The 26,374-nt window shown below is 40.6% G+C and carries 22 protein-coding genes and 1 pseudogene; 13 read left to right on the top strand and 10 right to left on the bottom strand.

The window, feature by feature from the left end; translation table 11 throughout:
• Positions 1 to 164: 164 nt before the first annotated feature.
• A complete protein-coding gene (locus ACYRY3_RS23235; RefSeq protein ID WP_460204090.1) occupies positions 165 to 1,103 on the bottom strand; it encodes a phosphodiester glycosidase family protein in 939 nt (312 codons plus the stop codon).
• Between the two features lie 555 nt (positions 1,104 to 1,658).
• Between ACYRY3_RS23235 and modA the strand changes: the two genes are divergently transcribed.
• Entirely contained in the window at positions 1,659 to 2,444 is a 786-nt protein-coding gene (gene modA, locus ACYRY3_RS23230) for a molybdate ABC transporter substrate-binding protein (RefSeq protein ID WP_460204009.1), read from the top strand.
• A gap of 17 nt (positions 2,445 to 2,461) precedes the next feature.
• Here modA and ACYRY3_RS23225 read toward each other — a convergent pair whose 3' ends face one another.
• The 6 genes from ACYRY3_RS23225 to ACYRY3_RS23200 form a co-directional block, all read right to left on the bottom strand.
• Entirely contained in the window at positions 2,462 to 2,839 is a 378-nt protein-coding gene (locus ACYRY3_RS23225; protein WP_460204008.1) for a response regulator transcription factor, read from the bottom strand.
• A gap of 8 nt (positions 2,840 to 2,847) precedes the next feature.
• Positions 2,848 to 5,466, bottom strand: a complete 2,619-nt coding sequence (locus ACYRY3_RS23220; RefSeq protein WP_460204007.1) for a response regulator — start codon at positions 5,464 to 5,466, stop codon at positions 2,848 to 2,850.
• Between the two features lie 26 nt (positions 5,467 to 5,492).
• On the bottom strand, positions 5,493 to 7,265 hold the full coding sequence (locus tag ACYRY3_RS23215; RefSeq protein WP_460204006.1) for a GAF domain-containing sensor histidine kinase: 1,773 nt from the start codon (positions 7,263 to 7,265) through the stop codon (positions 5,493 to 5,495).
• A gap of 20 nt (positions 7,266 to 7,285) precedes the next feature.
• Positions 7,286 to 7,426, bottom strand: coding sequence for a hypothetical protein (locus ACYRY3_RS23210; protein WP_460204005.1), 141 nt, complete (start codon positions 7,424 to 7,426; stop codon positions 7,286 to 7,288).
• Between the two features lie 258 nt (positions 7,427 to 7,684).
• Positions 7,685 to 7,945: a hypothetical protein gene (locus ACYRY3_RS23205; protein WP_460204004.1), complete on the bottom strand. Its 261-nt coding sequence runs from the start codon at positions 7,943 to 7,945 to the stop codon at positions 7,685 to 7,687.
• A gap of 217 nt (positions 7,946 to 8,162) precedes the next feature.
• Complete coding sequence (locus ACYRY3_RS23200) at positions 8,163 to 9,131, bottom strand: glutaminase (protein WP_460204003.1); 969 nt, start codon at positions 9,129 to 9,131, stop codon at positions 8,163 to 8,165.
• Positions 9,132 to 9,217: 86 nt separating this feature from the next.
• Here ACYRY3_RS23200 and ACYRY3_RS23195 point away from each other — a divergent pair.
• Positions 9,218 to 9,487, top strand: a pseudogene (locus ACYRY3_RS23195) (thioredoxin-like domain-containing protein); the annotation flags it as partial.
• A gap of 209 nt (positions 9,488 to 9,696) precedes the next feature.
• On the opposite strand, the gene ACYRY3_RS23190 reads toward ACYRY3_RS23195, so the two are convergent.
• A complete protein-coding gene (locus ACYRY3_RS23190) occupies positions 9,697 to 11,061 on the bottom strand; it encodes a nuclease/transposase family protein (RefSeq protein ID WP_460204002.1) in 1,365 nt (454 codons plus the stop codon).
• A 115-nt stretch (positions 11,062 to 11,176) separates the two neighbouring features.
• Here ACYRY3_RS23190 and ACYRY3_RS23185 point away from each other — a divergent pair, with 115 nt between their 5' ends.
• The 3 genes from ACYRY3_RS23185 to ACYRY3_RS23175 all read left to right on the top strand — a co-directional run bounded on the left by ACYRY3_RS23185 (position 11,177) and on the right by ACYRY3_RS23175 (position 13,738).
• A complete protein-coding gene (locus ACYRY3_RS23185; RefSeq protein ID WP_460204001.1) occupies positions 11,177 to 12,697 on the top strand; it encodes an NHL repeat-containing protein in 1,521 nt (506 codons plus the stop codon).
• 235 nt (positions 12,698 to 12,932) lie between these two features.
• Positions 12,933 to 13,355 carry a KGK domain-containing protein gene (locus tag ACYRY3_RS23180; protein WP_460204000.1) on the top strand — a complete coding sequence of 141 codons (423 nt, stop codon included), beginning with the start codon at positions 12,933 to 12,935 and terminating at the stop codon, positions 13,353 to 13,355.
• Positions 13,356 to 13,402: 47 nt separating this feature from the next.
• Positions 13,403 to 13,738, top strand: coding sequence for a DUF952 domain-containing protein (locus tag ACYRY3_RS23175; protein WP_460203999.1), 336 nt, complete (start codon positions 13,403 to 13,405; stop codon positions 13,736 to 13,738).
• Between the two features lie 69 nt (positions 13,739 to 13,807).
• Here ACYRY3_RS23175 and ACYRY3_RS23170 read toward each other — a convergent pair whose 3' ends face one another.
• On the bottom strand, positions 13,808 to 15,622 hold the full coding sequence (locus ACYRY3_RS23170; protein WP_460203998.1) for a sensor histidine kinase: 1,815 nt from the start codon (positions 15,620 to 15,622) through the stop codon (positions 13,808 to 13,810).
• 1,051 nt (positions 15,623 to 16,673) lie between these two features.
• On the opposite strand from ACYRY3_RS23170, the gene ACYRY3_RS23165 reads away from it, so the two are divergent.
• The 7 genes from ACYRY3_RS23165 (at position 16,674) to ACYRY3_RS23135 (ending at position 23,815) form a co-directional block, all read left to right on the top strand.
• The gene (locus ACYRY3_RS23165) at positions 16,674 to 16,997 is read left to right on the top strand and encodes a circadian clock protein KaiA (protein ID WP_460203997.1); all 324 of its coding nucleotides are present in this window, start codon (positions 16,674 to 16,676) and stop codon (positions 16,995 to 16,997) included.
• A gap of 96 nt (positions 16,998 to 17,093) precedes the next feature.
• Positions 17,094 to 17,414, top strand: a complete 321-nt coding sequence (gene kaiB / locus ACYRY3_RS23160) for a circadian clock protein KaiB (protein WP_460203996.1) — start codon at positions 17,094 to 17,096, stop codon at positions 17,412 to 17,414.
• Positions 17,415 to 17,578: 164 nt separating this feature from the next.
• Complete coding sequence (gene kaiC, locus ACYRY3_RS23155; protein WP_460203995.1) at positions 17,579 to 19,141, top strand: circadian clock protein KaiC; 1,563 nt, start codon at positions 17,579 to 17,581, stop codon at positions 19,139 to 19,141.
• Between the two features lie 102 nt (positions 19,142 to 19,243).
• Entirely contained in the window at positions 19,244 to 21,442 is a 2,199-nt protein-coding gene (locus ACYRY3_RS23150; RefSeq protein ID WP_460203994.1) for a TolC family protein, read from the top strand.
• 341 nt (positions 21,443 to 21,783) lie between these two features.
• Complete coding sequence (locus ACYRY3_RS23145) at positions 21,784 to 22,191, top strand: hypothetical protein (RefSeq protein ID WP_460203993.1); 408 nt, start codon at positions 21,784 to 21,786, stop codon at positions 22,189 to 22,191.
• A gap of 98 nt (positions 22,192 to 22,289) precedes the next feature.
• Positions 22,290 to 22,796, top strand: a complete 507-nt coding sequence (locus ACYRY3_RS23140; RefSeq protein ID WP_460203992.1) for a hypothetical protein — start codon at positions 22,290 to 22,292, stop codon at positions 22,794 to 22,796.
• A 239-nt stretch (positions 22,797 to 23,035) separates the two neighbouring features.
• On the top strand, positions 23,036 to 23,815 hold the full coding sequence (locus ACYRY3_RS23135; RefSeq protein ID WP_460203991.1) for a photosystem II S4 domain protein: 780 nt from the start codon (positions 23,036 to 23,038) through the stop codon (positions 23,813 to 23,815).
• Between the two features lie 189 nt (positions 23,816 to 24,004).
• Here the strand turns inward: ACYRY3_RS23135 and ACYRY3_RS23130 are convergent, their stop codons facing one another.
• The gene (locus ACYRY3_RS23130) at positions 24,005 to 24,784 is read right to left on the bottom strand and encodes an SDR family NAD(P)-dependent oxidoreductase (RefSeq protein ID WP_460203990.1); all 780 of its coding nucleotides are present in this window, start codon (positions 24,782 to 24,784) and stop codon (positions 24,005 to 24,007) included.
• A 151-nt stretch (positions 24,785 to 24,935) separates the two neighbouring features.
• Here ACYRY3_RS23130 and ACYRY3_RS23125 point away from each other — a divergent pair, with 151 nt between their 5' ends.
• Positions 24,936 to 26,267, top strand: a complete 1,332-nt coding sequence (locus tag ACYRY3_RS23125; protein ID WP_460203989.1) for a hypothetical protein — start codon at positions 24,936 to 24,938, stop codon at positions 26,265 to 26,267.
• Positions 26,268 to 26,374: the final 107 nt, after the last annotated feature.

The raw sequence follows: 26,374 nt of genomic DNA, 5'->3' as shown, positions 1-26,374 counted from the left end.
ATAACCTAGCAATTCTACGAAGCTTGTTTGCCGCTACTGTAGGTAATAAAGACACTTTGTCTTGATTCTCTATAAGAATGCTATGGTGTTAATGAGTGCGATCGCTCACTTCATCTTAGCCGATCTCCTACATTGATAGAGCTAAAACCTACTCCATCAAGCTTTTACTTTTGAGGATTTTTATATATCAAAAATATTGAACCAATTGGTCCTAAGTTCTCCACATATATTTTGTTGTTGTAGTACAAACCTGGAGACATACCACCATCAAACAACATTCCTTCTTGGATTTTTCCCAAGCAATTATTTCGAGCAATTCCTTCAAGAACATTGTCAAACATATCTGGCAAAAGTTCTTGATTTATCTGAGATAACTCAATTTCTGAATTGGCTTTAGCATCGTTAACTAACAAAATCACATAACCGCGATCGCTAACAGCTACCATAGAGCGATTTGTGGCTTGTTTGCAGGCAAGTTCTCCCAAATCTTTACAAATATCTTTAAATTTGCCGTTCCGATAAAATCTCCCATTCCCTCCCACTAAGTTATAATTCAAAATATTGTTCGTTCTCCTTCCTACCTGGATTGTAGCCTGACGTTGACTTGGTGTACCTCCTGAAATTCCAAAAGAAGAACGTTTGTTTTTAAACGCTCCTGAATATTCTACTCCACGAGAAATATTCAATCCTTGAGGTTTATCATCCGTACCTATGTAATCAGCGTTAATTGCTACTATTGGTTTTTGTCCGTTTAATTGTGAATTTTGTTCGGCAATAATTTCACGGAAAACTTTTGGTACATAGTCCCGGCGTATATTACCCCTACTATCTCTTGCATACAGGTTATGCGATAGACCAACATTGACTTTAAAATCTAACTCCTTTGCTTTTGGATTAAAAACAATAACATGATTTATTCCTTTCTCATATCTCTTGCCTTGATTATTAGTCTTGAAAAAACTTATGCTAAAATTCCTATCTCGACCGATACAGTTTGTAGCTGCTTTTAATGAAGATTGATTTAAAATTTTACAGTGGGATAAAAGAATAACTGGTACGGAAAATATCAAGATTTTTTTGATTAACTTTGTATATAATATCATAAAAAACACTATTTTAATTTACAGTTTTGTTCAAATCAATTTTTGATGTAACCGCTATTTTGTCCGAGCTTTGTATACTCAAAATCATCCAATCTCCAAAGCTGGTATTTGATATTATTTGCCTCAAGTTCAACTTGGCTAGGTTGTTTGATTTGTTTAACGACTTTCTACATACACTTCACCGTAATTAACTAAAACCCTTACAATATAAGAGTGTAATTCCCTTATTTGTCAAGTGCTTTGGGTAATTTATCCTGTGAATTCTTATTATCATTATTTGGATTGGTAAGGCTTATAAAGCTACTGTGGTGGCGTACTTCGGGGGGACTACAGGGAAGTTTTATAAGGCGAACCTTTATACATAATTGGTATGAATATTAACCCATAAGTGTAGAAATTAAGCGTGAAATCGTGATTTTTATTAAATTAATAATTGATATAAAACTTTATATCTAATTTGTTAGAGAGTAGCTAGATTTGGGAACGCTAAAAAAGCAGCAATCTAAAAAATTAGATTCTGGATTGTGCTAATACTTAAGGAACGGTGCTGTCTTTATGAAAAGAAGAAAATTTCTCATGTTAGCTAGCTCAAGTACTGTCTTACCTCTAGGCTTAAATAGTTGTAACACACAACAGGTAAAATCAGTAGCTTTGACTGTTTCTGCTGCTGCTGTATTTCGAGATGCAATGGAAGATATTGCTAGATTATACACAAAAGAGCAACCCAATATTATTGTAAATTACAACATAACTGGTGGAGGTGTTTTAAAAAAGCAGATTGAATTAGGAGCACCTGTTGATGTTTATATTCCAGCGTCTGCTCAACCCATGAACGAGTTGCAGCAAAAAGGGCTGGTTTTGGAAAAAAGTCGCCAAGAATTGATAGAGAATGAAATAGTGTTAATTGGATTAAAAGATTTTACAGGGGTTTCAAATTTTCAAGATATAGTTAATAGTAGGGTGAAACGAGTTGGATTAGGCTCAGAAAACATTGATGCGGGAATTTATGCCAAACAAATTCTAGATTTTTTAAAAATTTATGAAAAAATTAAACAAAAAGGGATTTTTGAAGAACAAGATGTGCAGCAAATTCTTAAATATGTAGAAACAGGTCATGTAGATGTTGGTATAACTTTTTTGACTGAAGCCAAACGTTCAAAGAAAGTTAAGATATTAGCAATCTCACCTAAAGGTTCTCATTCTCCCGCGATCGCTAACATAGCAGTCATGAAAAATAGCAACCATATTTCTGAAGCTCAAGAATTTATTAATTTTCTGAAAAGCGATCGAGCTATATCTATCTTTGAAAGGTTTGGATTTCTCAGACTTAAACAGACATGATAAAAATCAGCCCATAGTTATAAACCAAGTACAGTTTTGGAAATTTCTAAAACATTTTTAGGTCGAAAAGGTTTTGTCATGTAAAAATCTGCACCAACATCGCTGCCTTTTTGCTTATCAAACTCCTGCCCTTTAGCGGTTAACATAACAATATAAACATCCTGTATTCCTAGTTGGTGTTTAACAGTATGGCAAACTTCTAATCCATTCATCTTTGGCATCATTACATCCATAAACACAAGGTTAGGCTTTTCTGTCTTAATAATTTCCAATGCTTCTTCACCATTAACAGCAGTGAAAAACTCGATTTCCTCATCTTCTAAACTCTCCAAAGCCTGCTCCATAAGGATTAAAATATTCGGTTCATCATCTACAATTAATACTTTTTTAGCCATACTCACTCCTAGGGTTGTTTGTCTGTTAGTAAAATAAAAAAGACATTTTCCATTCCCTTTTCAAAACGCAATGTTTTCACTAAACGATTCTGTTCTTGAAAATGTAAGTCCACAATAATCATATCAGGTTGTATTGCTAACGCCTTCTCAATACATTCCTGGCTATCAGAAGCCTCTGCCACATGATATCCCTGTGCCTGTAGTACATCAGACAATGTTTGTAAGGTAGAAGCATTAGTATCAACAATTAATACTTTTTTATTTGAGGCTCCTTGGGAGAGCAATACACTAATGTCTTTGAGTAGTTCTTCTTTATAAATTGGCTTTGTTAAGCAACGGTCGATACCCAGTCGATAACCTCTTTCCTTATCTTCAATAATTGACAAAATAATAATGGGAATATCTATGGTTTGGGGATTATTTTTGAGAACTGCAGCTACATCGAAACCATTAATTTGAGGCATCATCACATCTAAAATAATGAGATCGGGTTTAACGGTTTTTACTTGAGCGATCGCGTCCATACCATCTTTGGCTTCTCGAACGTTGTAGCCTTCAGCTTCCAAAGACTGTCTTAACAATTCACGGATGTGAGCGTCATCGTCAACAACAAGAATTGTTTTGTATCTCTGTATAAAATTGGGAGTAGCAGTGACAACATGCTCTTTTAATTGCTTAACTAAAGTATTAATAGAGATTTTTTCCACCTCAAGGTTCTTATTTAGCAGAGGCAAAGTGAAGAAAAAAGTACTGCCCACACCAGGCTCACTTTCAACCCAAATGCGACCGTTATGATGTTCTACAATTTGTTTGCAGATAGGTAATCCCAAACCCGTACCTTTGGGTTTTTCCGTCAAGGTATTACCTACTTGCTTAAATCTCTCAAACACTTTTAGCAGTTCGTTTGTAGCAATACCAATACCAGTATCCTTAACGCTTACAAGCATTTCTCCATGATGAATTTGTGCTTGGCAAGTGATGTGACCTCGCTCAGTAAATTTCACAGCATTGGAAACTAAATTAATCATGACTTGAATCAGGCGATCGGGATCGCCTAGAATAAGAGGTAGGTTGGGGTCAAAAACTTTAACTAATTCCAATCCTTTCTTTTCAAACAGAGAAGATGTAGCTGCTATTGCTCGGTCAATCACATCTCCTATATAAATTGGCTGCATATACCATTCAACTTTGCCAGCCTCCATTTTGGCAACATCCAAAACATCATTAATGAGAGTTGTGAGTCGCTCTGCCTCAGACACGATAATACTGATATTTGTTTGAATTTGTTTGAGATTGCGTTGAGCTTTGCGATGTTCTGGATCGATTTGTGGGGCAAGTTCTTCCAACTTATCTTGAATAATCGATGCAAAACCCAATACTGAAGTGAGGGGCGTTCGCAGTTCATGAGAAACTGTAGAGATAAAATCTGTTTTCATGCGATCCACTTCTTTGTCGGCAGTAATATCTCGAATCAAAATAATAGAACCCAGAAAAGTATTCCCATCTACCGTTTCAGAATCTTTGACAATTGCTCTTGCTACAGCCTGACCAACACGCCCACCTGTTAATTCGAGTTCTGCTGTAAAAACTTCTCCAAATCTCTGCCGTGTCTGTTCTATAAGTTCACCTACCTTAGAATTTCCTAAAGCATTACAATCTTGAGCCGCTAAATCCCCATTTTTCAGAGCGAACATTGTCAGTAATGCTGGATTATACCGCTTAATTTGGCATTCTGTATCTGTCACTAAAAGACCATCTACCAAATTATCAATGATGTTACTTAAATAAATCAGAGCATTTTCCAGTTCCTGACTGTGTATTTTCAGCCCTCCCAGCAAATCGCCAATTTGCTCAGCCATTGTATTAAGTGTAGAAGCAAGTATACCCACTTCATCCCCTGAAGTGACTTTAGCTCTCACATTCAACTCACCCTTTGCCATTTGGTTAGCGGTTGTGGTTACTTGAGTAAGAGCGTAGATAATTTGAGAGACCATGATGAATGATACAGGTATTGACAATAAGGTCAGTACCAATGCTGTCAACAGTAAGTTTTGACTTTGAGTTGCTGTATCAGCAGTCTGTATCTCCAAATTTTTTGTTGTCACATCCATCAAATTTGTTAAGAAACTAGTCAAGTTGTTGATTTGCTCGAGATACTCATCTTCTTTTTGGGGAGAAGCCATTAGGTAATTCTCGATTTTTTGGCGGTAAACTTGCCATGTGTCTGCAATTTTTTCCAGTTGAGCAAGTATTTTTGGTTCGGAAACTGGCATGAGTCCCTGTGCCGTTGAACCTTTTTCCATAACAGTCAGTAAGTTCTCAAACTGCTGAATGTCATCCCTAATACTGACATCAATAGTCACTTTATGCCGAGCATTGGTTTTCCGCGCTCGGATATTTGCTAGATAAGCTAACCTGTAAGTCAACATCTGCTCTGAACCGATTGCATTCAGTAGTGGACCACTATTGCGGACGCGATTTAAACCTATTGCTCCAATACCAACAGAAACTAAATTGATAACAACAAGGCTGCAAAATAACAAAATCAAACGATCGCGAATACTTAATTTAAAATAGAGGCGAGTCGGTTTACGATCTGAGTTTGTAGTATTTGTATAATTTATCATTGTTGTAATTTTCCTTAATAAATTGGCTAAAATACTATAGCAGTTGTATCCAAGGAATTGAGGTGAGCTTGGCTGACTGGAATTTCAATCCAGAAAGTTGTTCCCTGTCCGGGCTGGGATACACATTGCAGTATTCCGCCATGCCTTGCAATAATTTGCGAGCTGATTGATAACCCCAATCCAGTACCCTTACCAGTTGGTTTAGTGGTAAAGAAAGGCTCAAACAAATGTGTCTGAATGGTTTCATCCATACCGGAGCCGTTATCACTAATTAAAATAACAATGCTAGGAAATTGTTGAAAGTTAAAGTCTAAAGAATAACTTTTGACTGTGTCTTTTAATTGAGAACTTGCACCCGTTGCTTGCCAGTCTATAGAATTTAAATCCGATCTAAGTAACGTAAAAATATTGATTTGACCTAACTTTTTCTGTCCTTCAATAGCATCAATGGCATTAGCAATAACATTCATAAATACCTGATTTATCTGATTGGCATAACCTTCAATTGGGGGAATATTGCCGTAATTTTTAATAATCTCTATATCTTGATGCCTTTGGTTTGCCTTAAGGCGACTTTCTAGAATGAGCAGTGTGCTATCTATTCCTTCATGGATATTTACAGGGTTCATTTCTTCCCGATCCAATCGGGAAAAATTTCGCAAGGACATTGCCAATTGACGAATGCGTTCAACACCTAAATGCATCGAAGCAAGCAGATTTGTGAAATCCTGCTTTAAAAATTCTAAATCTAGATTTTCAAGTAAAACCTCAATCTCTGAAACTGGTTCGGGATAGTAGTTTTGGTAAAGATGCAACAAGTTAAGCAGTTCTTGGCTATACTGTTTTGCATAATTGAGGTTACCTGCAACATAATTAACTGGGTTATTAATTTCATGAGCAACTCCAGCAACTAGTTGTCCCAAGCTAGACATTTTCTCACTTTGAATTAGCTTTGTTTGTGTCTCCTGCAGTTCGTAAAGGGTGCGTTGGAGTTGTTGTGTCTGTTCCTGAGCTACTTGAAGAGCGTTACAACTTTGTTTGTATAGCAGAGCTTTCTCAATTGCCACGGCAGTTTGCAGGGCTAGTATAGTCAGTATTTTTTGGTCTTTGCTTGAGTAGTTCACGGGATTTTCACTACTGATTATAATTGCTCCTATTACCTGTTTCTTAGTTATCAAAGGTAAACAAATGAAAGAATGAAAATTTACGTCGCTATTAACAAATCTAGAATCTGACAAGACATCATTAACAATTTCACCTTGACCCGAACTCAGAATTGTGCCAATAATTCCTTGACCAAGTATTAAAGGTTCTTCCAGCCAGTTGATTGAACCATCTTTCCAAAGAATTTCTAACTGACCCGTATTATGGTGTAGCAAAAGAATAGAAGCACCAGTAGATTGAATCAAATTTCTGGCTTCCTCAAGCATCATCCGAGCAACCTCTTTGGGCTCTAAACTTGCCGATACCCGTGTAAAAATGTCATGAAATAAGTCAATTTCTTGATATTTTTCTAACAATTCATTGGCTAGTAACTTCTTTTCATACTGTTGTTGTGCTAAATGGGAAAGTAAAAAGGCAACGGTAGCCGCTTTACAATCACCAATGACCCAACCAATATCTTCATCCAATAGCTTTACGGAATGTCTAGTAGCCAAACCATTGTTGTTTGTGCCGATTAGTGATTTGCCGTTTGTATCTTGTATACAGAAAGCCGTGCTCATTTCATGGGAAAGAGAAGTGAGTATATTTACAACTTCTTTTTGAGTTACAAGTTTCCTAAAATTGATATGAGTCATCTAATTTCGGCACCATCTGTTCAACATTGCGATCTCCAAACAGAAACAAAGCTTAGAGTATGACCGACGGACTTGCTCATGCTGAAAGCAACAGCACGACCTGTAGGTATTATTCCGTATCCCGTTTCTTGAGGTTCGTCTCTATAGTTCCCATTAAGCATGGGTTAAATAACAGAAAAATTGCTATGGGAATCCCGTGTGATTTTTGAACAAAAACTGCCGTGCATTCAGAGTCCATGCTTGCACGGGCGGAGTTAACGGCGGTTAGGATCTAGTTCACTTACTGCTACTGACTCTTGGGCAAGCTTGGTCTAAGAGACGAGAAACCCCGTCCATGTCTTAACACGGGCGGGGTAGTTCTTTAAACGTAACAACAGACGAAAGACCAGAGGATAAGTATTCGCTTGACAGCTGACGTGCTAATAAGTGACTGCTCCATCAGGCTCGTTGTTGCACCCTGTTACTTCTTGTTGAACATTAGTACTATTATTTTCGTTAGCTTGTTGCATCCGTCTTGAAGCAGTAGCCTGAAAAGTCGATGTCAGCCCTGTCGCAACAAACACAAATATGACAAAGGTAAACAGCTTTGTGAATCCGTCTTTGTTTTTACTTTCTTCTAACCATGAGCTATAGGCTAATAGGAAAAAGCCCACGATAAAAGGAACAACTACAAAGTCCATCTTTGTTAACCTCTATCTTTTGTTTACTGGCAGATACACCCCGCTTGAAGTATGAAGTATGAAGGATGAAGTATGAAGTAGATATCCATTTATCAACCTATTTTTCATCCTTTATCCTTTCCCATTCTTCTTTCTGCCAGAAACACTGATACAGATTGGTCAAAAGTTGTTATATTTATTACTATTGCATAAAAAAGGCTACGAGGAAAGCTTTATACTACTCTGCATCATTTTTACGCTGATTCAGCATAGATATATTAATATTACCTAGAAAATTTTCATGCACCCGAGCCAAGCCTTGAGAAAAAGCTTCGACAAAGGCAAGTGCAGCGACAGGATTCCCCACACTGTCCAAAGCAGGGCTGTAGCAGGCGATCGCCCCCCGAGCGGGAACTACTGCTAAAAGTGCGCCACTGACACCTGATTTCATAGGTAGACCAATGTGTAAACCATAGTGGTGGGAAGATTCATACAAGCCGCAGCTTAACATTAGATTATTAACAGTTTGACAATGCGATAGCTCAACTTGTCCATTTCCACAAGCTAACAGCAAACCCAGACGGGCTAAATCTGCCACGGTTCCAGATAAACAGCATATTTGCTCGTAAGTGTCAAGAGCCATTTCCATATTCTCAACATATCCTGCTTGAGCAAGGTAACGGGTAATGTCTTGATTCACCTGAGAACCTACCGAACGTACAGAAGCAAGCATTATCTCATCTAATCTGAGTTGACATCCCGCTTGTTGATTCAACCACTGACACAACCCTTCTGCGCGATCGCGAGCACTTTTTCCTGGTAACTGATCGGCAAGGGTAATTGCTCCACTATTAATCATGGGATTGCGGGGTCTTCCACCATCGCTCTTCAATTGCTCTAGGGAATTAAATGGCGCATCCGATGGCTCAACCCCAACCCACTGAAAAACTGTTTCTGCTCCCAAAAGTTCTAGCAAATACAGCAGCGAAAACGGCTTAATTGTGCTCATGAGCGGAAAAACAAGCGATGTGTCCCCCTCGCTATAAATATGCCCCGTGACCGAATAAATATAAACTGCGAACCAATCAGCATTAGCCAAAGCCAGCTTTGGAATGCGATCGAGAACTTGTCCTTGATGTGACACGGTTCTCGCTTGTCGTACCCAAGCTGACAATTCGGTAGTGGTTAACTTGAACAGTCCAATCATTCTATTTGCCTATTCCTTGTCTTCCGGAGGAGCGTTCTTGTGGTAAACATAAAGCAATAGTCGGCACTAAGTCTAAAGAAAACTTTATGGCTCCTCGTGTTAGAGCGCCCGAACTCCCGCAAAATTACCCCTGGCTAAACACGGACAAACCATTGTCTCTGAAACAACTTAGGGGTCGAGTGATTATTTTAGATTTTTGGACATACTGTTGTATCAACTGCCTCCACATCCTCCCAGACTTAAAATATCTCGAACAGAAATATAAAGATAGCCTGACAGTTATTGGCGTACACAGTGCCAAATTTGACAATGAAAAGGAAAGCGACAACATTCGTCAAGCAATCCTGCGTTACGAGTAGTCGATAAAACGTAGTAAAACGTAGTAATTACCCGTTTTTCATCGTTCACTTTCATGTACTCCTCTGTAGTCGTCATGAGTAGCAAGCGGATTCTAGACCCAACCACCTAGATGACGTAGTTTAGTAGGAATAGTTAGGCAGCCTACCCTGGCCTAATGTGTTGATCGTGGTCGAAGCTGACCTTTCTTTGGATGAACACACACCTCTCAAATGACTTTGTCTGAGGCTTTGGGCAGTACGAATACTGCTTGAGTTCTGTGACGTAATATTGCTTTTAATCCGATATTTCTCGCCGCGTTCAAACCGGAGTGAGCCGAATAGGAAGTCTTGACATTAACTACGAAATTAGCCCCTTTTTGGTAAATATTTTCAAGCTGACCCTGCTGAATTAAATGAATGGCTAATTTCCCACTATAATTGTCGAGGCGTGCTAACTCCTGTCCCCAAGGATCGAGTCTGGAAGTATCTCTGGGATTGACGCGAGTTGTAAGAATTCCATAATCTTGGAATGCAACGCGATTGACCTCATGAAACACTTTCGACTTTAACCAGTATGCTCGTTTCTGGTTTGAGAGCTTGGAATACTTACCTTTGCATGGTTTCAAGTTGAGAAGATGTTCAAAACAAATCACACTACATTGCCAGTGCTGAGCAAATTCCACGATTTGTCTTGCGATAGCTCTTCCTACTTCTTTCTCTTTTTGAGAGATTTTCGCCCATCTCTTGCTACAGAAACCTTTGTGTACTATTCCGGTTTTTTTCATTCGGATTGCTATGAGTCCTAAATCTCTCTTCCTAAGCTGTGTATGATGGGTTTGTTTGATGAAGCGACGTGCAACTTCAACAACCTTATCATTAGCTGCGATTTCTAGAACAGATAGAATAGCAATATAACGATCTAAATCTATATCGACTCCCAGAACGCGAACAGAGCCCTTGGCTAATAATTTCTGACATCCTCCCGTAGCTGGTATATATTTCTGTAACGTAAAGGTAATAAAAGCATTGCTAGCTTTAATTACAAGACTTGACGATGCTTTGTGCCAACCGTTTAATCCATTATCATCATGCTGATAGTTAGGTGAAAGGTAGTGAAACTTAATCCATTTCCACTGACCTTTTACCAAAATTTTCAGCACAATCGAATTGCCTGTATCTTCCTTCCACATCCCGGCATCATAGCCGGGAGAGAAATTAAATTGGCGTGGTTGAACGGGGGGTTTATGATGTTTGTGTTTTCGAGGTCTGGCTAACCATTTCTGATAATTACTATTCCACGAGCACCAAGCACCTATGGCTTTGCGGATAGCTGAACGCCTTAAAACTGCTGGAATATCAATTCTGAATTCGTATTGACTTCCTTTGCAGGTAAGAGCTTCATAAGCATACCACCCTGATAATTCACAATCATCTGATAGTACGTGTTCTGGGAAAGTATTAACCAATGCAAAATAAAAAGCTACGGCTTCATTATAACGGGCTTTAGTTGCCGTTAAATCAAATCCTTCTCGAAGTAATTTACACTGCAAGGATTTCTGAACTTTATTAAAACCTTTTTTCTTTTTTAGCAAGGGTTCATCACCTCCCAGAAATTATTATCACATATTGACCGCCCTTCGGGAAGTCAAAACTTAAAACTCAAAAAAATCAAAGGGGTTCTTACTTTTGATTTTTGACTTTTTATTTTTGAAAGGCGAGCGCAGCGACTTGAGCGCATTCTATTTTTCCTCTCCTATGCCAATCTACAAGAGTGTACCTCATGAAATCCAGATCTTTTTTGTACATATTCACTTTGTAAACATAAATGCTAGCCGATACACTTACCATTTGCTAGCATATCCCCACAAATTTGTTACGTTTCATCAAGAAAAACTACGTTATACCGCTTTTAGATTCCATGACATCGAACACCCGGTTTTAGTTGACATCGGTTTCCATGTTTGGCAACAATATGCCGTGCGTGCTTGGCCCACAATAATGGTGATAGATCCACAAGGTTATGCAATTGGTTCCGTCTCTGGTGAAGGAAATCGTGACGTTTTAGATGAACTCATAGAAAAGCTAATTCTCCAACATCAAGAAAAAGGCACCATTAATTTTCAAGAACTCAGCCTAAGTTTGGAAAAACAGCGCCAACCACTTATCACTCCCCTAGCTTTTCCTGGGAAAGTTCTGGCGACACAAGCAGGTTTATTTATCGCTGATTCCGGACATCACCGCATTGTCATGAGTAGGGACAGGTTGATTGAGCAGCCAGCAACTTTACTGAATGGAAAGACAACATCAAACCCGTCTTCACAAGATGGGCAAATTTTACACTTGATTGGAACTGGGCAACCTGGATTTGCTGATGGGAACTTCAACGAATGTCAATTTTATGCACCTCAAGGAATGGCATTTGACGGAGAACATCATCTTTTATACGTTGCTGATACAGAAAATCACGCAATCCGACGAGTTGACCTCAAACGCCAAGTCGTAGAAACTATTGCTGGAACAGGTAAGCAAAGCCGTAATATTCGCCCTCATGGTGGCGCTGCAAAAGAAACAGCTTTGAATTCCCCTTGGGATTTAGAAAAAGTTGAAAATAGCTTGTTTATCGCGATGGCTGGTTCTCACCAAATTTGGGAAATGGATTTAGAAACTGCCATTGTGAAAACCTATGCCGGTACGGGTGCAGAAGCTTGTATTGATGGTAAATTAGCGGAGTCTGCCTTTGCCCAACCAAGCGGTACTACCACCGATGGGCAAGAATTATACATTGCCGATAGTGAGGGAAGTTCTATTCGCGCTGTGGGATTGGTTGAACCACGAACAGTTAGAACTGTTTGCGGTAGTGGTGATTTGTTCGGCTTTGGTGATGTTGACGGACAAGGTTTCGATGTGAGGTTACAGCATTGCTTGGGGGTGGAATCTTTACAGAATTTCTTGTGGGTAGCAGATACCTACAACCATAAGATTAAAATCGTGAACCCCCAGACAGGGAGTTGCCAAACCGTGCTTGGCGATGGTTCAGCGGGTTTGCAGGACGGTCAAGGTAAAAATACTCGTTTTTTTGAACCTTCGGGGTTGAGTGCAATCGGTTCTTATTTATATATTGCTGATACAAATAACCATGCTATTCGCCGCGTAGATTTAAATATGCTCACAGTAACAACGCTGCAATTTCCCAATCTGTGTGCTCCAAATATTTGTATTCCAAGTTAAGTTTTGGTCGTCTTTTGTCATTTGTAATAATTGTAGCCATTTTTACATTTTTTCACACGAGTGCTTTTACTTCTACCGATATACTTAACATGGAATACAAACAAATTATTTATCTTTTTTTATCATTTTTTTATTAAGTTGATGTTAATGAATTGGCAGAATATCTAGTAAAGCAAGTTTAAATTATGAGGTAGGCGATCGCTATCTACCTCAATTAACTTATACTGGTATTGCTATGAACGATAAATTTATACCTCTTGATTGTGATGATGATGTTGTACTTTTGGGTAAAGATTCTTTCACAGTTAATAGATTAAAAGAATTGATTGAAGAAGAAATTAGAAACAAATTGCAACAGAATATCTATGAATACACCAGCTTATATCCTGGAGTTTCCATGCTTGAGTTTTTCAGCAAACTCTCTATCGGACAAAAAAAAATAAATTTAATGGAGATTCAACATCACTATGTGACAAATTGTCAAATTCTCAGAGTAGGTGGATATGGTTGGCAAAAAGGAAAACTTAAAATTCAGATGGGTATATCAATGTTCAACCAGCATCAAAGCCAAGTAGCTTTGGCCTTTAGTTCTGATGAACCAAATGACCAAGAACAACTCATGGATGAAATTTATAAAATTGTACAGTCAGATAATTGATAATGATGGTGGGAACTCCCCCACCCAGAAGTTGTGAAAAACCTATTATGAACATTATTTTACATATCACTCAAAAAGAACAATGGGAACAAGCAAAACTTCAATCAGTTTATCGCGGAGATACGTTAGACACTGAGGGTTTTATCCACTGCTCTACACCAGCACAAATTGTCAAAGTGGCAAATACCTTCTTTTACAATCAAAAAGGATTAGTACTTCTTTACATCGATCCCAGCCAAGTTCAGGCAGAAATTCGTTATGAAGGGGTTGAAGAAGGTGAAAAATTTCCTCATATTTATGGTGCTTTGAACGTTGATGCTGTTACACGGGTTATTGATTACGTTCCAGGAGAGGATGGTTTTTTCGAGTTACCGCCAACATAATTTCGTAGGGTGGGCACTGCCCACCCTACGAAATTACTGTTACTTAATTCATGAATTTTGAATTATGAATTATTCGGTTACCACCAACATAATGACATGAGAGGAAAAATGGAAGGGAAAGAGTTGGATGTGAGGGAGTATGTGGAGTTGATGGCTGATTTGTTGGATTTGCAATTGAGGGCCTGTATCCCAAACTGTAAAGGCAATCCAACCTTCCCATCGATTGACCGACAACCCAATTTCACCACCTGTTTCGGTAAATTTAAAAGCATTGGAAAGCAGGTGAACCAGCATCTGACGCAAGCGCAATTCATCTGCCACAATCTGGTCTAATCCCGGTTCTATAGATAGGGTGAATTGATGTTCTGTTGTAGATGTGGTTTGAGATTGGGTATTGAGTGTGGTTTTGCTACTTTGAGCATGGATAACTTTTGCCTCCGAGACAGCGCGATCGCACACTGCTTGAATTGTCGCATTAGACAGCGTCAGTTCCATCTGTCCTGTTTCCATGCGAGTCAAATCTAAAATATCATTGACCACACTCATCAGATGGCGTCCGCTTTGATGAATGAGTCCTGCATAACGGGCTTGACGTTCGTTGAGTTCTCCTAAGTGGCGATCTACAAGCAAGCGTGATAACCCCAAAACAGCAGTCAGGGGCGTCTTGAGTTCATGACTGATACAAGCTAAAAACTCATCCTTTAAGCGATTGAGTTGAATTAAATCGGCATTTTTTGCTGCGAGTTCTTTACAGAGTTGCTGTTGCTCGGTGACATCAGTGGCTAACATCAGCCATAAATCATTGCTGAGTGTTGTTTCTAACTCAGCACTCAAAGCTCTTAACTCAGGGCTATCCAAAGGAATTTTGGCAAATTGCCAGACTCGTTCCTGACCATTTTGCACTTCAACAACGCAGGTACACGTTCCCGGTTGCCGATCCAAAAAGCATCGTAAAGCAGAATTTTCTGATAATGATTGCTGTTGAAGGTTAACAGGTAGAGAGGGTAATTTTTTGCAGTGCGAAACTCCATTTGCTGCAATAGTTTGGCTGACGGCAGGCGCAATCTTTTCCTCTAACTCCTGCTTGCTGCTAAAGGGATAAACTTTCACAGCTGTTTGGGTTGAGTAGTTGGATGGAGTACTTGCCAGAACTATTTCTACTTGTCGCCTCACGCCTTCTGGGTCTTTCAATGCTCCTAACTGCTGCCACCAAGCTGGGTTTTGAGTGACCACTTCGCCACTAGTTGTTTGCAACATCAGGGGCCAAGGCAATCGTTCTAATAACTGTATTAGAGGCTTATTAACCAGTTGCTTGTATTCTCTTTGCTTTGAATTGCCGACCGAAGTTTTGTCAGTTCCACCTGTTGCGACGTATTTTTGAGAAGCCCTCACAGAAGACTGAACAACCGAGTGAGAACTTTGATAATTATTTTCCTCCTCCTTAGAGCCAATTTTTTGAAAAACCAAAAATTTCAACAGGCGCGATTTATCTACAAGCCCCAAAAATTTGCTGTCTGAGTCAATGAGTGCCCAATCCAAATTGATATTTGCTGGAATTTGCCGGGAACGCAAAAATGTGCCCAATTGCTCCACTCCAAATGAGACTGGTATTGCGTCTATTGGTTGAAGTAAGCTTTGCCCCAGCACCGAGATTGGTTGCTTTAGGTTTAAATACTTTGAATGACTTTTTTCTGAATCTGCTACCAGTAATTGTGGGAGTAGACTGGCAGAGTAAAGCAATCCCAGTAATTGTTGCTGCTTATTCAAGACAGCAACAGCGTTACACTGTTCTTTCTCAAAAACATCCAGTACATCTGCCAGAGTTGCTGTTTCTATGCAGATGGGTACGGTTGCGATAAATTCATAGAGAGGGTACTTTAGCATTGACATATAGCTACGGGGTCTGTCGTCTAGGGGAGTATGCGCCTGTCTGCATCACTAGGTAGCTGCCAAGATAAGCTTAAGTGTTTGCGTTTGAAGCAGTATCCTCTAGAAAAACATCAACAAAGTGAGTCTTTTCATAAGTTAACTCCTAATCTACAAAAAGCTTTGCTATCCCTAACAAATCTTTTTGTAGGAGTTAAAAGGAGTTCAAATAGCTGTGGTTAGTTGAAAATTTTCATCCTAGTCCGCGTAGGACATCGAGTGGTCGGGTAACGGTGTTTGTTTGTGCCCCTTGGTTTTAAAATTTAGGTTGTGGTTTAACACGAGAGAGTTCCTGACCATTGATAGCGACAGCTAGGACAATTATGGCTCCAAATACTCGTTTTAGAACCTTTAGGAATTATAATGATTTAGATTGCGATATTCGTTTATTTTCGTTTAAGTATCTTATTGTGGTTCAAAATCGAGAAATCTGTATTTAGATAGATGCTAATAACCCATTATTTAAAAGTCGGTCAATTTGCTATGCGTCTTCCCAAGGCCGTAGTCTTGGGCTACCAAACTGGCAGGAGAGTGTATAAAATAGAACACGATCGCGGAGACAGTATGTGTAGGTTGACTAAAGGCGAAATCCGGCGGTCATCCAAATCTTACCTAGCTTACTTTATCCCAAAAGTAGAGCCCTGACACTTGTTTTTTGGAAAGCTGCGCCATGTAGTTGCTCCAAACAAGTGATTTATTTCTCTAAGTGCAATGTAACTGCTTTGTAATGACCGACTCAGCTTACATTTCCATGACTACAACAGTTGGTTGAATATCTGGGAATCGGTGTTGCTATAAAGCAAGCCCTTCTACCTAGAAGTCTAGGATGCACAGACAAAGTCGCTTACACTAGTCTGGCGCGATTCCATCAATTTTCCGTTGTAGCAACGTCCAATAAACAATTCACTATTTACTTAGGTGGCTACTACAAAATCTTAATGAACTGCTAGACTCAAATTTTTATGTAGTTAAATGCCCCAAGCTAGAACTCCACCAGGTTTTTCAACAAATGACAAGAGCCGAACAGCAGGCATTGTTGCAACAAGTCAAATCAGACTACCGTCAAATTCTTATAAACTACTTTACCACAGACAAAACACTGGCAGAAAAAATTGATAAATTTATCAAGGTAGTATTTTATGCTAATATTCCTGTGCCCCAAATCATAGAAATTCATATGGAGCTTATTGATGAATTTTCCAAACAGTTAAAATTGGAAGGAAGGAGCGATGAAGCGTTGCTTGATTACCGCCTGACCCTAATTGATGTACTGGCTCACTTGTGCGAGCTTTATCGTTGTTCGATGCCGAAATCGCTGCATGAAACAAAGTGAGAGAGTCACCGCAGGCGGCAAGTCCTCTAAATGTTGGGAATACAGCCGAGAGTCCATTGTGCAGTTCCATATTCACTTAGAGCCTGTGCTAAGCAAATGACAAAGCAAAGAAAAACATACGTTCTGAAACTTTATGTAGCAGGGAACACTCCCAATTCAGTAAGGGCATTAAAAATACTCAAAAACATTCTAGAGCAAGAGTTTCAAGGCGTTTATGCTCTGAAGGTGATTGATGTCTTAAAGAACCCGCAACTGGCAGAAGAGGATAAAATATTAGCGACTCCTACACTATCTAAAATTTTGCCTCCACCAGTTCGCAAAATTATTGGAGACTTATCGGATAGAGAAAGAGTGCTGATTGGGTTGGATTTACTTTATGAAGAATTAACTGAAGATGAAGAACAATTTGAAGAGTGAGTGTCAATAATTTAAAAATTAGGATATGGAAGCACCGCACTGTAGCAGTGGTCTAGCTTCTAGCTATATGCAAATAAAAGTATGATAGCTTATAACAAGAAAATACCAACAGATACTTTATCTATAAAATAGCTGGGATTCATCCCTATTGATAAGCGTTAACAATGAGTGAAAAAGGGTATACAGAACAAAACAGGACACCGTCACTTGGAGGTGTAGAAAAAATTCGTACAATGATAGAGGGGTTCGATGACGTGAGCCATGGTGGGTTACCCGTAGGTAGAACTACTTTAGTCAGCGGCACTTCTGGAACAGGTAAAACTTTATTTTCTCTTCAATTTCTCTATAACGGTATTACTTACTTTGATGAACCGGGAGTTTTTGTTACTTTTGAGGAATCTCCAACTGATATTATTAAGAATGCTTGTATTTTTGGTTGGGATTTGCAACGCTTAATCAATGAGGGGAAGTTATTTATACTTGATGCTTCTCCAGATCCAGAAGGACAAGATGTCGTTGGCAACTTCGATCTATCTGCACTTATTGAGCGCCTGCAATACGCAATTCGCAAATACAAAGCAAAACGGGTATCGATTGATTCCATAACAGCAGTGTTCCAGCAGTATGAAGCTGTAGGAGTAGTGCGGCGGGAAATATTTCGCCTAGTAGCGCGTCTGAAGCAACTTAGCGTTACTACCATCATTACCACTGAAAGAACAGAGGAGTACGGACCAGTTGCTTGTTTTGGAGTAGAAGAATTTGTTTCTGATAATGTGGCAATTGTACGTAATGTTTTAGAAGGAGAACGTCGTCGCCGCACAATTGAAATCCTCAAATTGCGCGGTACAACACATATGAAAGGAGAATATCCTTTTACAATTACCAATGAAGGAGTCAACATCTTCCCATTAGGAGCAATGCGTCTGACCCAACGTTCTTCTAATGTCCGAGTCTCTTCTGGTGTCAAAACCTTAGACAATATGTGTGGAGGTGGTTTCTTTAAAGATTCAATTATTTTAGCGACAGGCGCGACAGGTACGGGGAAAACGCTGTTGGTTAGCAAATTTTTGCAAAATGGCTGTATCAATGGCGAACGGTCTATTTTGTTTGCTTATGAAGAATCTCGTGCTCAATTGTCTCGCAATGCCTCTTCATGGGGGATCGATTTTGAAGATTTAGAACGTCAAGGTTTACTAAAAATAATTTGTACTTATCCTGAATCAACTGGTTTAGAAGACCATTTGCAAATTATAAAGTCAGAAATTGCTGAATTTAAACCGTCTCGTATTGCCATTGACTCTCTCTCAGCTTTGGCACGCGGGGTAAGCAACAATGCGTTCCGACAATTCGTCATTGGTGTTACGGGTTATGCAAAGCAAGAAGAAATCACGGGTTTCTTCACTAATACCACTGACCAATTTATGGGGTCGCATTCAATTACGGACTCTCATATTTCTACAATTACTGACACAATTTTGATGTTGCAGTACGTAGAAATTCGTGGAGAAATGGCGCGGGCAATTAACGTATTTAAAATGAGGGGATCTTGGCATGATAAAGGTATCCGTGAGTACAATATTACGGCTGGCGGTCCAGAAATTAAAGATTCCTTCCGTAACTACGAACGGATTGTCAGTGGTGCTCCAACCCGCGTTACGATCGATGAAAAAGCAGAGCTTTCTCGCATTGTCAAGAGTTTTCAAGACAATCAGAGTTCCGAACCCTAAAGCTGGCATCGCGATCTTCTGATTCCTAAATTTAGCATCGTGATATATTGTTCTGTGCTGAGAAAGCGTTTCTGCCGCTATATTTTTGTGTGAGGGGATGCGGTGAAAGGACAAAAAATTTTTCATAGTTTCTTGCCCGGTGTGACAGTAGCAGTGTTATCCACTCAACCTGTCTTTGCTCATACTATAAAGATAACCGGGATAAAGCTTATTGCTTCTCCCAGTGTCTTAAGTTCTAACCATGATGATGCTGGAACTCCAATCAATACCAATCAGCAATCGGCAACGACTGCTGTAGGTAACACTGTGACAGCCCCAGTTACGTCTTCTGGTGGCAGCACTACAGCTATCTTAAAATCTGGAAATAATGGTAATGCCAGAATTATACTTACAGGAAAAACTGGTGTGCCAGTTAAGCAAGCTGTAGGGAAGGTTCAAAGTGTACTTTTAAGCTTTAAACCTACCTCAAAGCAAACCGATTTGGTCGCCAAGATTCGTTCTGCTTCTTCTCATCAAAGACAGAGCAATCCAATCATTAATGCTGAGCAAAAACCCAAGGAGAAGACAACTGTAACTTCAGTTGTGACTTCCGACTCGAACTCAAAGCCAACCTCCTCTGTCCCAGAGAAATCTATACCGCCGTCTCAGCAGCCGACTATAGAAAAGAAAAATTCTGACTCTCAAATACCGAGACACAGAGAAACAACTCAGAGCGGTACAGTGGTGAAATTATCACAAATGCTGGAGCAGCTGAAGATTTGCCCGCAACAAGACAGCGAAGGCAAAATGGCGCATTCCGCTTCTCTTCTTTTAAAGTCTTTTAGCTGTTTGCAAGAAAATACGGCTCCAAATCAGGTGGCTCAAGCGGGTTCTACAAGCTCAACGCCCAATGCGCCAGTAAATGTGACGCAAAATGGTTCTTCTACACAAAGTACGCCAGCAACTCCGATCCCATCTGGTTCCGTGCCAGTCCCCGAGTATCTCAACCCCAGTCCAAATCCCTTGCAGTTTCCAACAAGACCAGAGGATGTCAGGGTTCGCGGTACTCAGCCGATTACACTGCCTCAAGCTCTAGAACTGGCGCGGCGCAATAATCGAGATTTGCAACAAGCTTTACTAACTTTAGAACGAAATCGATTTTTGGTGCGCGAAGCCCAAGCTGCTTTGCTTCCCTCTGCGACTGTTAACTCCGATGTCACTCGCAGTGGACCTGGTTTTGCAGACCGACCAGAACAAACGGAATTCCAAAGGCAATTAAACATAAGTAACAACCAAAGCTCCAGTACATCTTTTAATGCAGGCGCACAAATACAATACGATCTCTACACCTCTGGAAGGCGACAATCCAGCATTAGAGCGGCTGAAGAACAATTACGCTCGGCAGAACTGGAAGTTGAGCTTCAGTCCGAGCTCATTCGCCTGAATGTCACCACTCAGTACTACGATTTGCAACAAGCAGATGAAAACGTGCGTATTGCCCAGTCTGCTGTCACCAATGCTCAGGCTAGCTTGCGAGATGCACAAGCTCTGGAACGGGCTGGTGTAAGTACCCGTTTTGATGTTCTGCGATCGCAAGTCAACCTAGCAAATGCCCAACAACAGCTCACTAATTCTCTCTCGCAGCAGAGAATTGCTCGCCGTCAATTAGCCCAAACATTAAGTTTGGCTCAGGCGGTTGATATCAGTGCGGCAGAACCTGTAAGATTGGCAGGGCTTTGGAATCTTCCACTAGATCAAACCATTGTCATAGCTTTTCAAAATCGTCCTGAACTACAACAAAGGTTGACCGATCGTAACGTTGCCGAACAACGGCGACGGCAGGCACTTTCCGATCTCGGTCCTCAATTGAGTTTAGTTGCTAGCTACAACGCCCAAGACGAGTTTGACGACGGTCAAAGCATTCAAGATAATTACTCCGTAGGGGTCAGGGCGTCTCTAAACCTGTTTGATGGAGGAGCGGCAAGAGCAAGGGCAAATCAGGAGAGGGTTAATATCCGAATTGCGGAAAACCAATTCGCCAGCCAACGCGATCAAATTCGATTTGAAGTCGAACAAGCATATTCAGATTTGCAAGCTAACTTGGAAAACGTTCAAACAGCTACTACAGCAGTAGACCAATCAAGGGAAGCTCTTCGTTTAGCACGTTTGCGATTCCAAGCTGGTGTAGGTACTCAAACTGAAGTTATTGATGCAGAAAACGACTTAACCAGATCGGAAGGTCAACGAATTCAAGCAATTTTGGAATACAACCGCGCTTTGGCTCGTTTACAAAGAGCAATCACTGCAAGAGCACCTAGGTAACCGAGTTATTGTCATACGATGACGGGTTATGGGCTGCAAACTGTAGATTCTTTACCGCCTATCTAACTTAAGATGCAATACAGTTCAGTTAAGGCTGATGTGTAAATAATTACGTTGTAGAGACGCGCCATGGCGCGTCTCTATGTTGTGTTCTCAATCAGGGTTCTGGTCTTATCTGAACCTTATTGACCTAAGATGTACTCTGCAGGTTCAAGTATCGTTGCAGGGTACGTCTTTAATTGAAAAACTATGAAAGCTTGTCTAAATAATTGATACTTTAAATTCAGATTAGAATAGCATAACAGAATAGTGTCATTTTCAGCTAGGTAGAAATTGTTCTGATGACAAAAGTTACGGCAAAAGAAATCGCACAATTACGCTCACAAGTGGGAGACGATCCCATAGCTATGGAAGCACTGGACTTAATTGAGGACTGTGAGGGTGATTTAGAAGATGCCGCCATGACCTTGGCAATTCGCTCCGGGCAAGAACCAGAAACAGCCAATTCAGAGTGGTTAGATGCTTTAGCCAAGAGATGGCGTGCCGTGGTTTGTCAACAGGAATTTCGCGATGACTTACTCAATGGCTCTGTTTCAAGTGTGCTAAAACATCTCAAAACAATGCCAACATTTCCATCAGGGTTGGCAACACCAGTGATTATGTACGTTTTAAAACAAGGTGTAAAGAATTTTTGCGAACCACTTGACTCATTGACTGAAATATCCAGTCAAAAAACTGCAGAAAATTAAGGCAAGCGAGCTTTCTGCTAACAGTACTCTTTGAGTTCGGCAGGCACTGCTAAGCTGTGTATAGGACTAAAACTCTTATTAAATCTAACTTTTAAGCCATGAATTACCTTGTTGCTGTTTTACCAGACCGCATCCAGGCAGAAGCGGCTTTTGTAGCCTTAGAGAAAGAGGATATAAAAGCTACAATCTTAGGAAAGGGTTACAAAAGTGCTGATGAGTTCGGCTTGATCGATCCCAACGAACAAGCCCGAAAGCAAGCCATATTCATGGCATATTGGTTGGTACCATTTGGTTTTTTTGCCGGTACCTGTTTTAGCGTTATCACTGGTTTGGATACCTTTGCTTGGGCAGGTGAAATCGGCAATCACGTCGTTGGCGGACTCTCAGGCGCTGTTGCTGGTGCTATGGGTAGTGTATTCGTTGGTGGAGGAGCAGGCTTAGTGTTTGGCAGTGGTGATGCCTTGCCTTACCGCAACCGCTTAAATGCTGGCAAATACCTAGTTGTAGTTCAAGGTTCTGAAAGTCTCACCCGTCAAGCAACCCGTGTATTACGTCCTTTAAAACCAGAAAATATCCAAGGTTACGCTGATACAACAATTCGTTAGTTAGTGGTTAGAGGAAATAAGTAGGTCGTCGTAGGGTGGGCACTGCCCACCAATACTTATGATTTCGTAAGCACTGCCCACTTATAATTTCGTAGGGTGGGCACTGCCCACCAATACTTATGATTTCGTAAGCACTGCCTACCAATCCTTATTGAGAAAGTGCAAGATGTCAAATAACTCACAACTAACCGCCAAACCCTCACTAAAATCTGATAACTGATTATTGATAACTATAAAGAATGCTGCCCAGGGAAGAACTATTAAAAGGTGTTGAAAATCGAGATACTGTAGCTCGTGTCATCGATCTAGCTGAACAAGCTATTAAGACATGGGAAGTTGTTTGTAGTGATTTTCTCTCTCCACCAGAGTTGGCTGAAATTCAACAGAGTTTTAGCCGTTTAACAGAGGTACATTTGGTGGCGGGAGGCGGATATCCACAAGCTGAACGTCAAAGAGTAGCAATTGCTCGTTCGGAAATTCCTCTCGATTCCTCTCAAGTCGCCGTTACCGCCCTAGACATAGCTGGCAATTTTCTCTTTGATACTGCAACTCACCGCGACTTCTTAGGTGCAATGTTGGGCACAGGTATCATACGTGAAAAAACGGGGGACATTATTGTTCTGGGGGAACGTGGAGCACAAGCGATCGTCGTTCCAGAATTGGTAGAATTTCTACAGACCCATCTCAAGCAAGTGCGATCGGTTCCTGTAAAAGTTGAACCTATCGATATAAGCGAACTGAAAGTCAGGGAACCAAAGAAAAAAGAATTGACTACAGTAGAAGCTTCTTTGCGGTTGGATGCGATCGCATCTGCTGGTTTTGGGATGTCGCGCAGTAAAATGGTTGAGCTAATTGACGGAGGAGATGTTCGCGTCAATTGGAAAGAAGTGACTCAAGCAAGTTCCCAGGTGAAAACAGGAGATTTAATTGCTATTCGTAGCAAGGGACGATTGGAAGTTGGCGAAATTGCTGTCACGAAAAAAGAGCGCTATCGCGTCCAGTTAACGAGGTACATGTAATGCGTAGGCGTCGCTTGTACAGAACGGGCGGGGACGCCCGTACCACATTCCTTACCACATTCCGGGAGAATTTATTTCTTGGAAATCCCTAAATATTGGGATAATGTTGGGTTTCGTACCTCAACCCAAACTACGTCGCCTTAAACTGCTTTTCCAAGGATAATGTTGGGTTTCGTACCTCAACCCAACCTACGTCGCCTTAAACTGCTTTTCCAAGAAAAAGAGCAAAGTTTTACGAGGAACAAACCGAGATAACTTGCTGATAAAGTGAGTGGTAAAACCACCAATAACCGCAGTAGAATCGCCCCTTTCCAAAGCTTTTAAAGATAGGCGTACCACTTCTTCGGAAGTTGACATCCCACTGGTTTGGGCTGCAAGGGCTTGGGGAAACTTAGCTTCCACAAAAAAGTTGGTTTCAACAGGTCCCGGACAAACAACCAGCACCCGCACACCATAAGGTTTATTTTCTGCCCACAGTGCCTGACTAAAATTGAGAATAAATGCTTTGCTGGCAGAGTAAACAGAAATATAAGGTATTGGTTGAAATGCGGAAAGGGAAGATACGTTAATAATGCTTCCGGAACGTCGTTGCCGCATTCCTTGCAAAAATTTATGAGTTAAGTCAACTAATGCTATAATGTTCAATTGCACTATTTTGACTTGCCTTGCACCATCCCGTTCGGCAAAGTCCCCATAGTCGCCAAAACCTGCATTGTTGATTAACATATCAATTGTTAATCCCTTTTGTTTAACCGTGTTAAACACAGTATCGGTAGCACCTGACTCTGTAAGGTCGGCAACAATAATATCTACTTGAATGTTGTGCTTTTCTTGCAGGTGCGCGGCTAAATGTTTCAGCTTTTCTTCTGAACGAGCGACTAAAACAAGATTTGTATTCCGTGCAGCTAGTTCCTCGGCAAAGGCTTTACCAATACCACCAGAGGCACCAGTGATTAAAGCAGTTGGCATTTTACCAGATACTATAATTATTTTATCAATGCACAGATAGTAACAACAATTTGAAAAACTTGCCCCCCACTCTAAGAAGGATCTCAATCTGTGCCGATTGATATGCGTATGGGTATATTGAGTATAGGTTAATGTTTATACTCTTAACTTTATGTCTTTTTTTCAGCATCTGCCCTGGAACACCCAGCATAAAAAACCACAGAATAGCTCTGGAATTGACCCGTCACTAAAAAGCCAACAGCCTGTCATTCTGAAGCCTTCAGCATCAATGGCACCTCAACCTAAAAACCTTGCTGAAATCGAAAAAGAAATAGAGGCACAAACACGGGTTTACCAAACCCACCCTTACCAGCACGGTCATAAAAAAAAGGGCAGTATACTGAGCAAAATTATCTGGGCTGCAATACTGCTTGGTGTTCCTACAGGTATAGGTATAGTTTGGGTAGCCAACCTACCTTACCCAATCGTTCGTCGTCCTGTGGCACGAAATGCTCCTATTTTACTGGTACCCAGTTATATGAGTTTGGATAATCATTATAAGCAAGCGATTATAACCGTTGAACAAGCAGAACAATTGATTGAGAAAGCCAGCAGTCCGGCAGACTTAGAATTAGGTGAGGAGAAGGTCAAACTCGCACAAAAACACCTTGATGCATTGCCCCTTTGGTTTCTCAAAGATTGGTCAGAATATCACTATAGTTATTGGTGGTATAGTTCGCGATTTAGCATTTATGGCTTTAATGAGGCTCGTACCAAGGTTGGGCAGCTAGAAGCTAAAGTTTTTCAAGAAAAGAATGCTCAAATCTTGCTGACTGATGGCGATCGCAATCTCAACAAAGCCAAACAGCAGTATCAACAAGCTTCTACACTTAGTGATAAAAAAGCCGCGATCGCTTCTTGGCGATCGGCACTTGACACATTAGAGCAAATTCCCACTCAAACCTTAGCAGGGCAAACAGCGCAAAAGAAACTGGAAACTTACCAGCAAGAGTTCAAAGAAGAAGTTGGACTTGCTGCGGATAACGAGCGAATTAGCGCCTTGATTGCAGCCGCCCAGCAGTTTTCTTGGCAAGCTGCAAAAGCAGCACAAAATCCACCCCACACAGTGATTGAGTGGAAACAAATAGAAGATATGTGGGAACAGGCAATCCAACGCCTCGAACAAATTCCCACACAAGACTTAAAAGGCTATGCTCAAGCCCAAAAATTACTAGCTAACTATCAAGCCAACTTATCAGAAATCCGTGTGAGACGGCAAGCAGAGCAGGATGCCGTTGAAGCCTTAGAAGAGGCACAGCGTCAAATTCAAAGTTTAATAGCTACGACTCCGACAAATCCCCAAGATGTGGATAAAAACCGCACCATCAGCCAAATACAAGGAATTATCAATCTGCTGAGAAAAGTACAACCAGGCACCACAGCTTATCTTGAAGCCCAACATCTGCTGTTATCAGCAAACAATAAACTCAAGCAAATCCAATAAAGCCAGGTCAGCGTCCCGACTTCTTTCAGAATAGAGCTGGTCAATCGGGCGTGAAACCGCTTCTAACCAGAACCAGGAAAAGAGGTCAGAGGTCAGACGCATATTCG

This window comes from Scytonema sp. NUACC21, assembly GCF_054684315.1.
Note: the sequence above shows the minus strand (reverse complement) of the source record. Positions and strands in the feature narration are given on the sequence as shown.

What these genes read in the sequence shown, in the direction of transcription:
- kaiB (WP_460203996.1), top strand. Translation starts at nt 17,094, where the DNA reads ATGACAAAGCAAAGAAAAACATACGTTCTGAAACTTTATGTAGCAGGG.
- ACYRY3_RS23165 (WP_460203997.1), top strand. Translation starts at nt 16,674, where the DNA reads ATGACAAGAGCCGAACAGCAGGCATTGTTGCAACAAGTCAAATCAGAC.
- ACYRY3_RS23170 (WP_460203998.1), bottom strand. Translation starts at nt 15,622, where the DNA reads ATGCTAAAGTACCCTCTCTATGAATTTATCGCAACCGTACCCATCTGC.
- ACYRY3_RS23175 (WP_460203999.1), top strand. Translation starts at nt 13,403, where the DNA reads ATGAACATTATTTTACATATCACTCAAAAAGAACAATGGGAACAAGCA.
- ACYRY3_RS23200 (WP_460204003.1), bottom strand. Translation starts at nt 9,131, where the DNA reads ATGATTGGACTGTTCAAGTTAACCACTACCGAATTGTCAGCTTGGGTA.
- ACYRY3_RS23215 (WP_460204006.1), bottom strand. Translation starts at nt 7,265, where the DNA reads ATGACTCATATCAATTTTAGGAAACTTGTAACTCAAAAAGAAGTTGTA.
- ACYRY3_RS23130 (WP_460203990.1), bottom strand. Translation starts at nt 24,784, where the DNA reads ATGCCAACTGCTTTAATCACTGGTGCCTCTGGTGGTATTGGTAAAGCC.
- modA (WP_460204009.1), top strand. Translation starts at nt 1,659, where the DNA reads ATGAAAAGAAGAAAATTTCTCATGTTAGCTAGCTCAAGTACTGTCTTA.
- ACYRY3_RS23220 (WP_460204007.1), bottom strand. Translation starts at nt 5,466, where the DNA reads ATGATAAATTATACAAATACTACAAACTCAGATCGTAAACCGACTCGC.
- ACYRY3_RS23180 (WP_460204000.1), top strand. Translation starts at nt 12,933, where the DNA reads ATGAACGATAAATTTATACCTCTTGATTGTGATGATGATGTTGTACTT.
- ACYRY3_RS23135 (WP_460203991.1), top strand. Translation starts at nt 23,036, where the DNA reads ATGCTGCCCAGGGAAGAACTATTAAAAGGTGTTGAAAATCGAGATACT.
- ACYRY3_RS23210 (WP_460204005.1), bottom strand. Translation starts at nt 7,426, where the DNA reads ATGCTTAATGGGAACTATAGAGACGAACCTCAAGAAACGGGATACGGA.
- ACYRY3_RS23125 (WP_460203989.1), top strand. Translation starts at nt 24,936, where the DNA reads ATGTCTTTTTTTCAGCATCTGCCCTGGAACACCCAGCATAAAAAACCA.
- ACYRY3_RS23205 (WP_460204004.1), bottom strand. Translation starts at nt 7,945, where the DNA reads ATGGACTTTGTAGTTGTTCCTTTTATCGTGGGCTTTTTCCTATTAGCC.
- ACYRY3_RS23235 (WP_460204090.1), bottom strand. Translation starts at nt 1,103, where the DNA reads ATGATATTATATACAAAGTTAATCAAAAAAATCTTGATATTTTCCGTA.
- ACYRY3_RS23140 (WP_460203992.1), top strand. Translation starts at nt 22,290, where the DNA reads ATGAATTACCTTGTTGCTGTTTTACCAGACCGCATCCAGGCAGAAGCG.
- ACYRY3_RS23225 (WP_460204008.1), bottom strand. Translation starts at nt 2,839, where the DNA reads ATGGCTAAAAAAGTATTAATTGTAGATGATGAACCGAATATTTTAATC.
- ACYRY3_RS23145 (WP_460203993.1), top strand. Translation starts at nt 21,784, where the DNA reads ATGACAAAAGTTACGGCAAAAGAAATCGCACAATTACGCTCACAAGTG.
- kaiC (WP_460203995.1), top strand. Translation starts at nt 17,579, where the DNA reads ATGAGTGAAAAAGGGTATACAGAACAAAACAGGACACCGTCACTTGGA.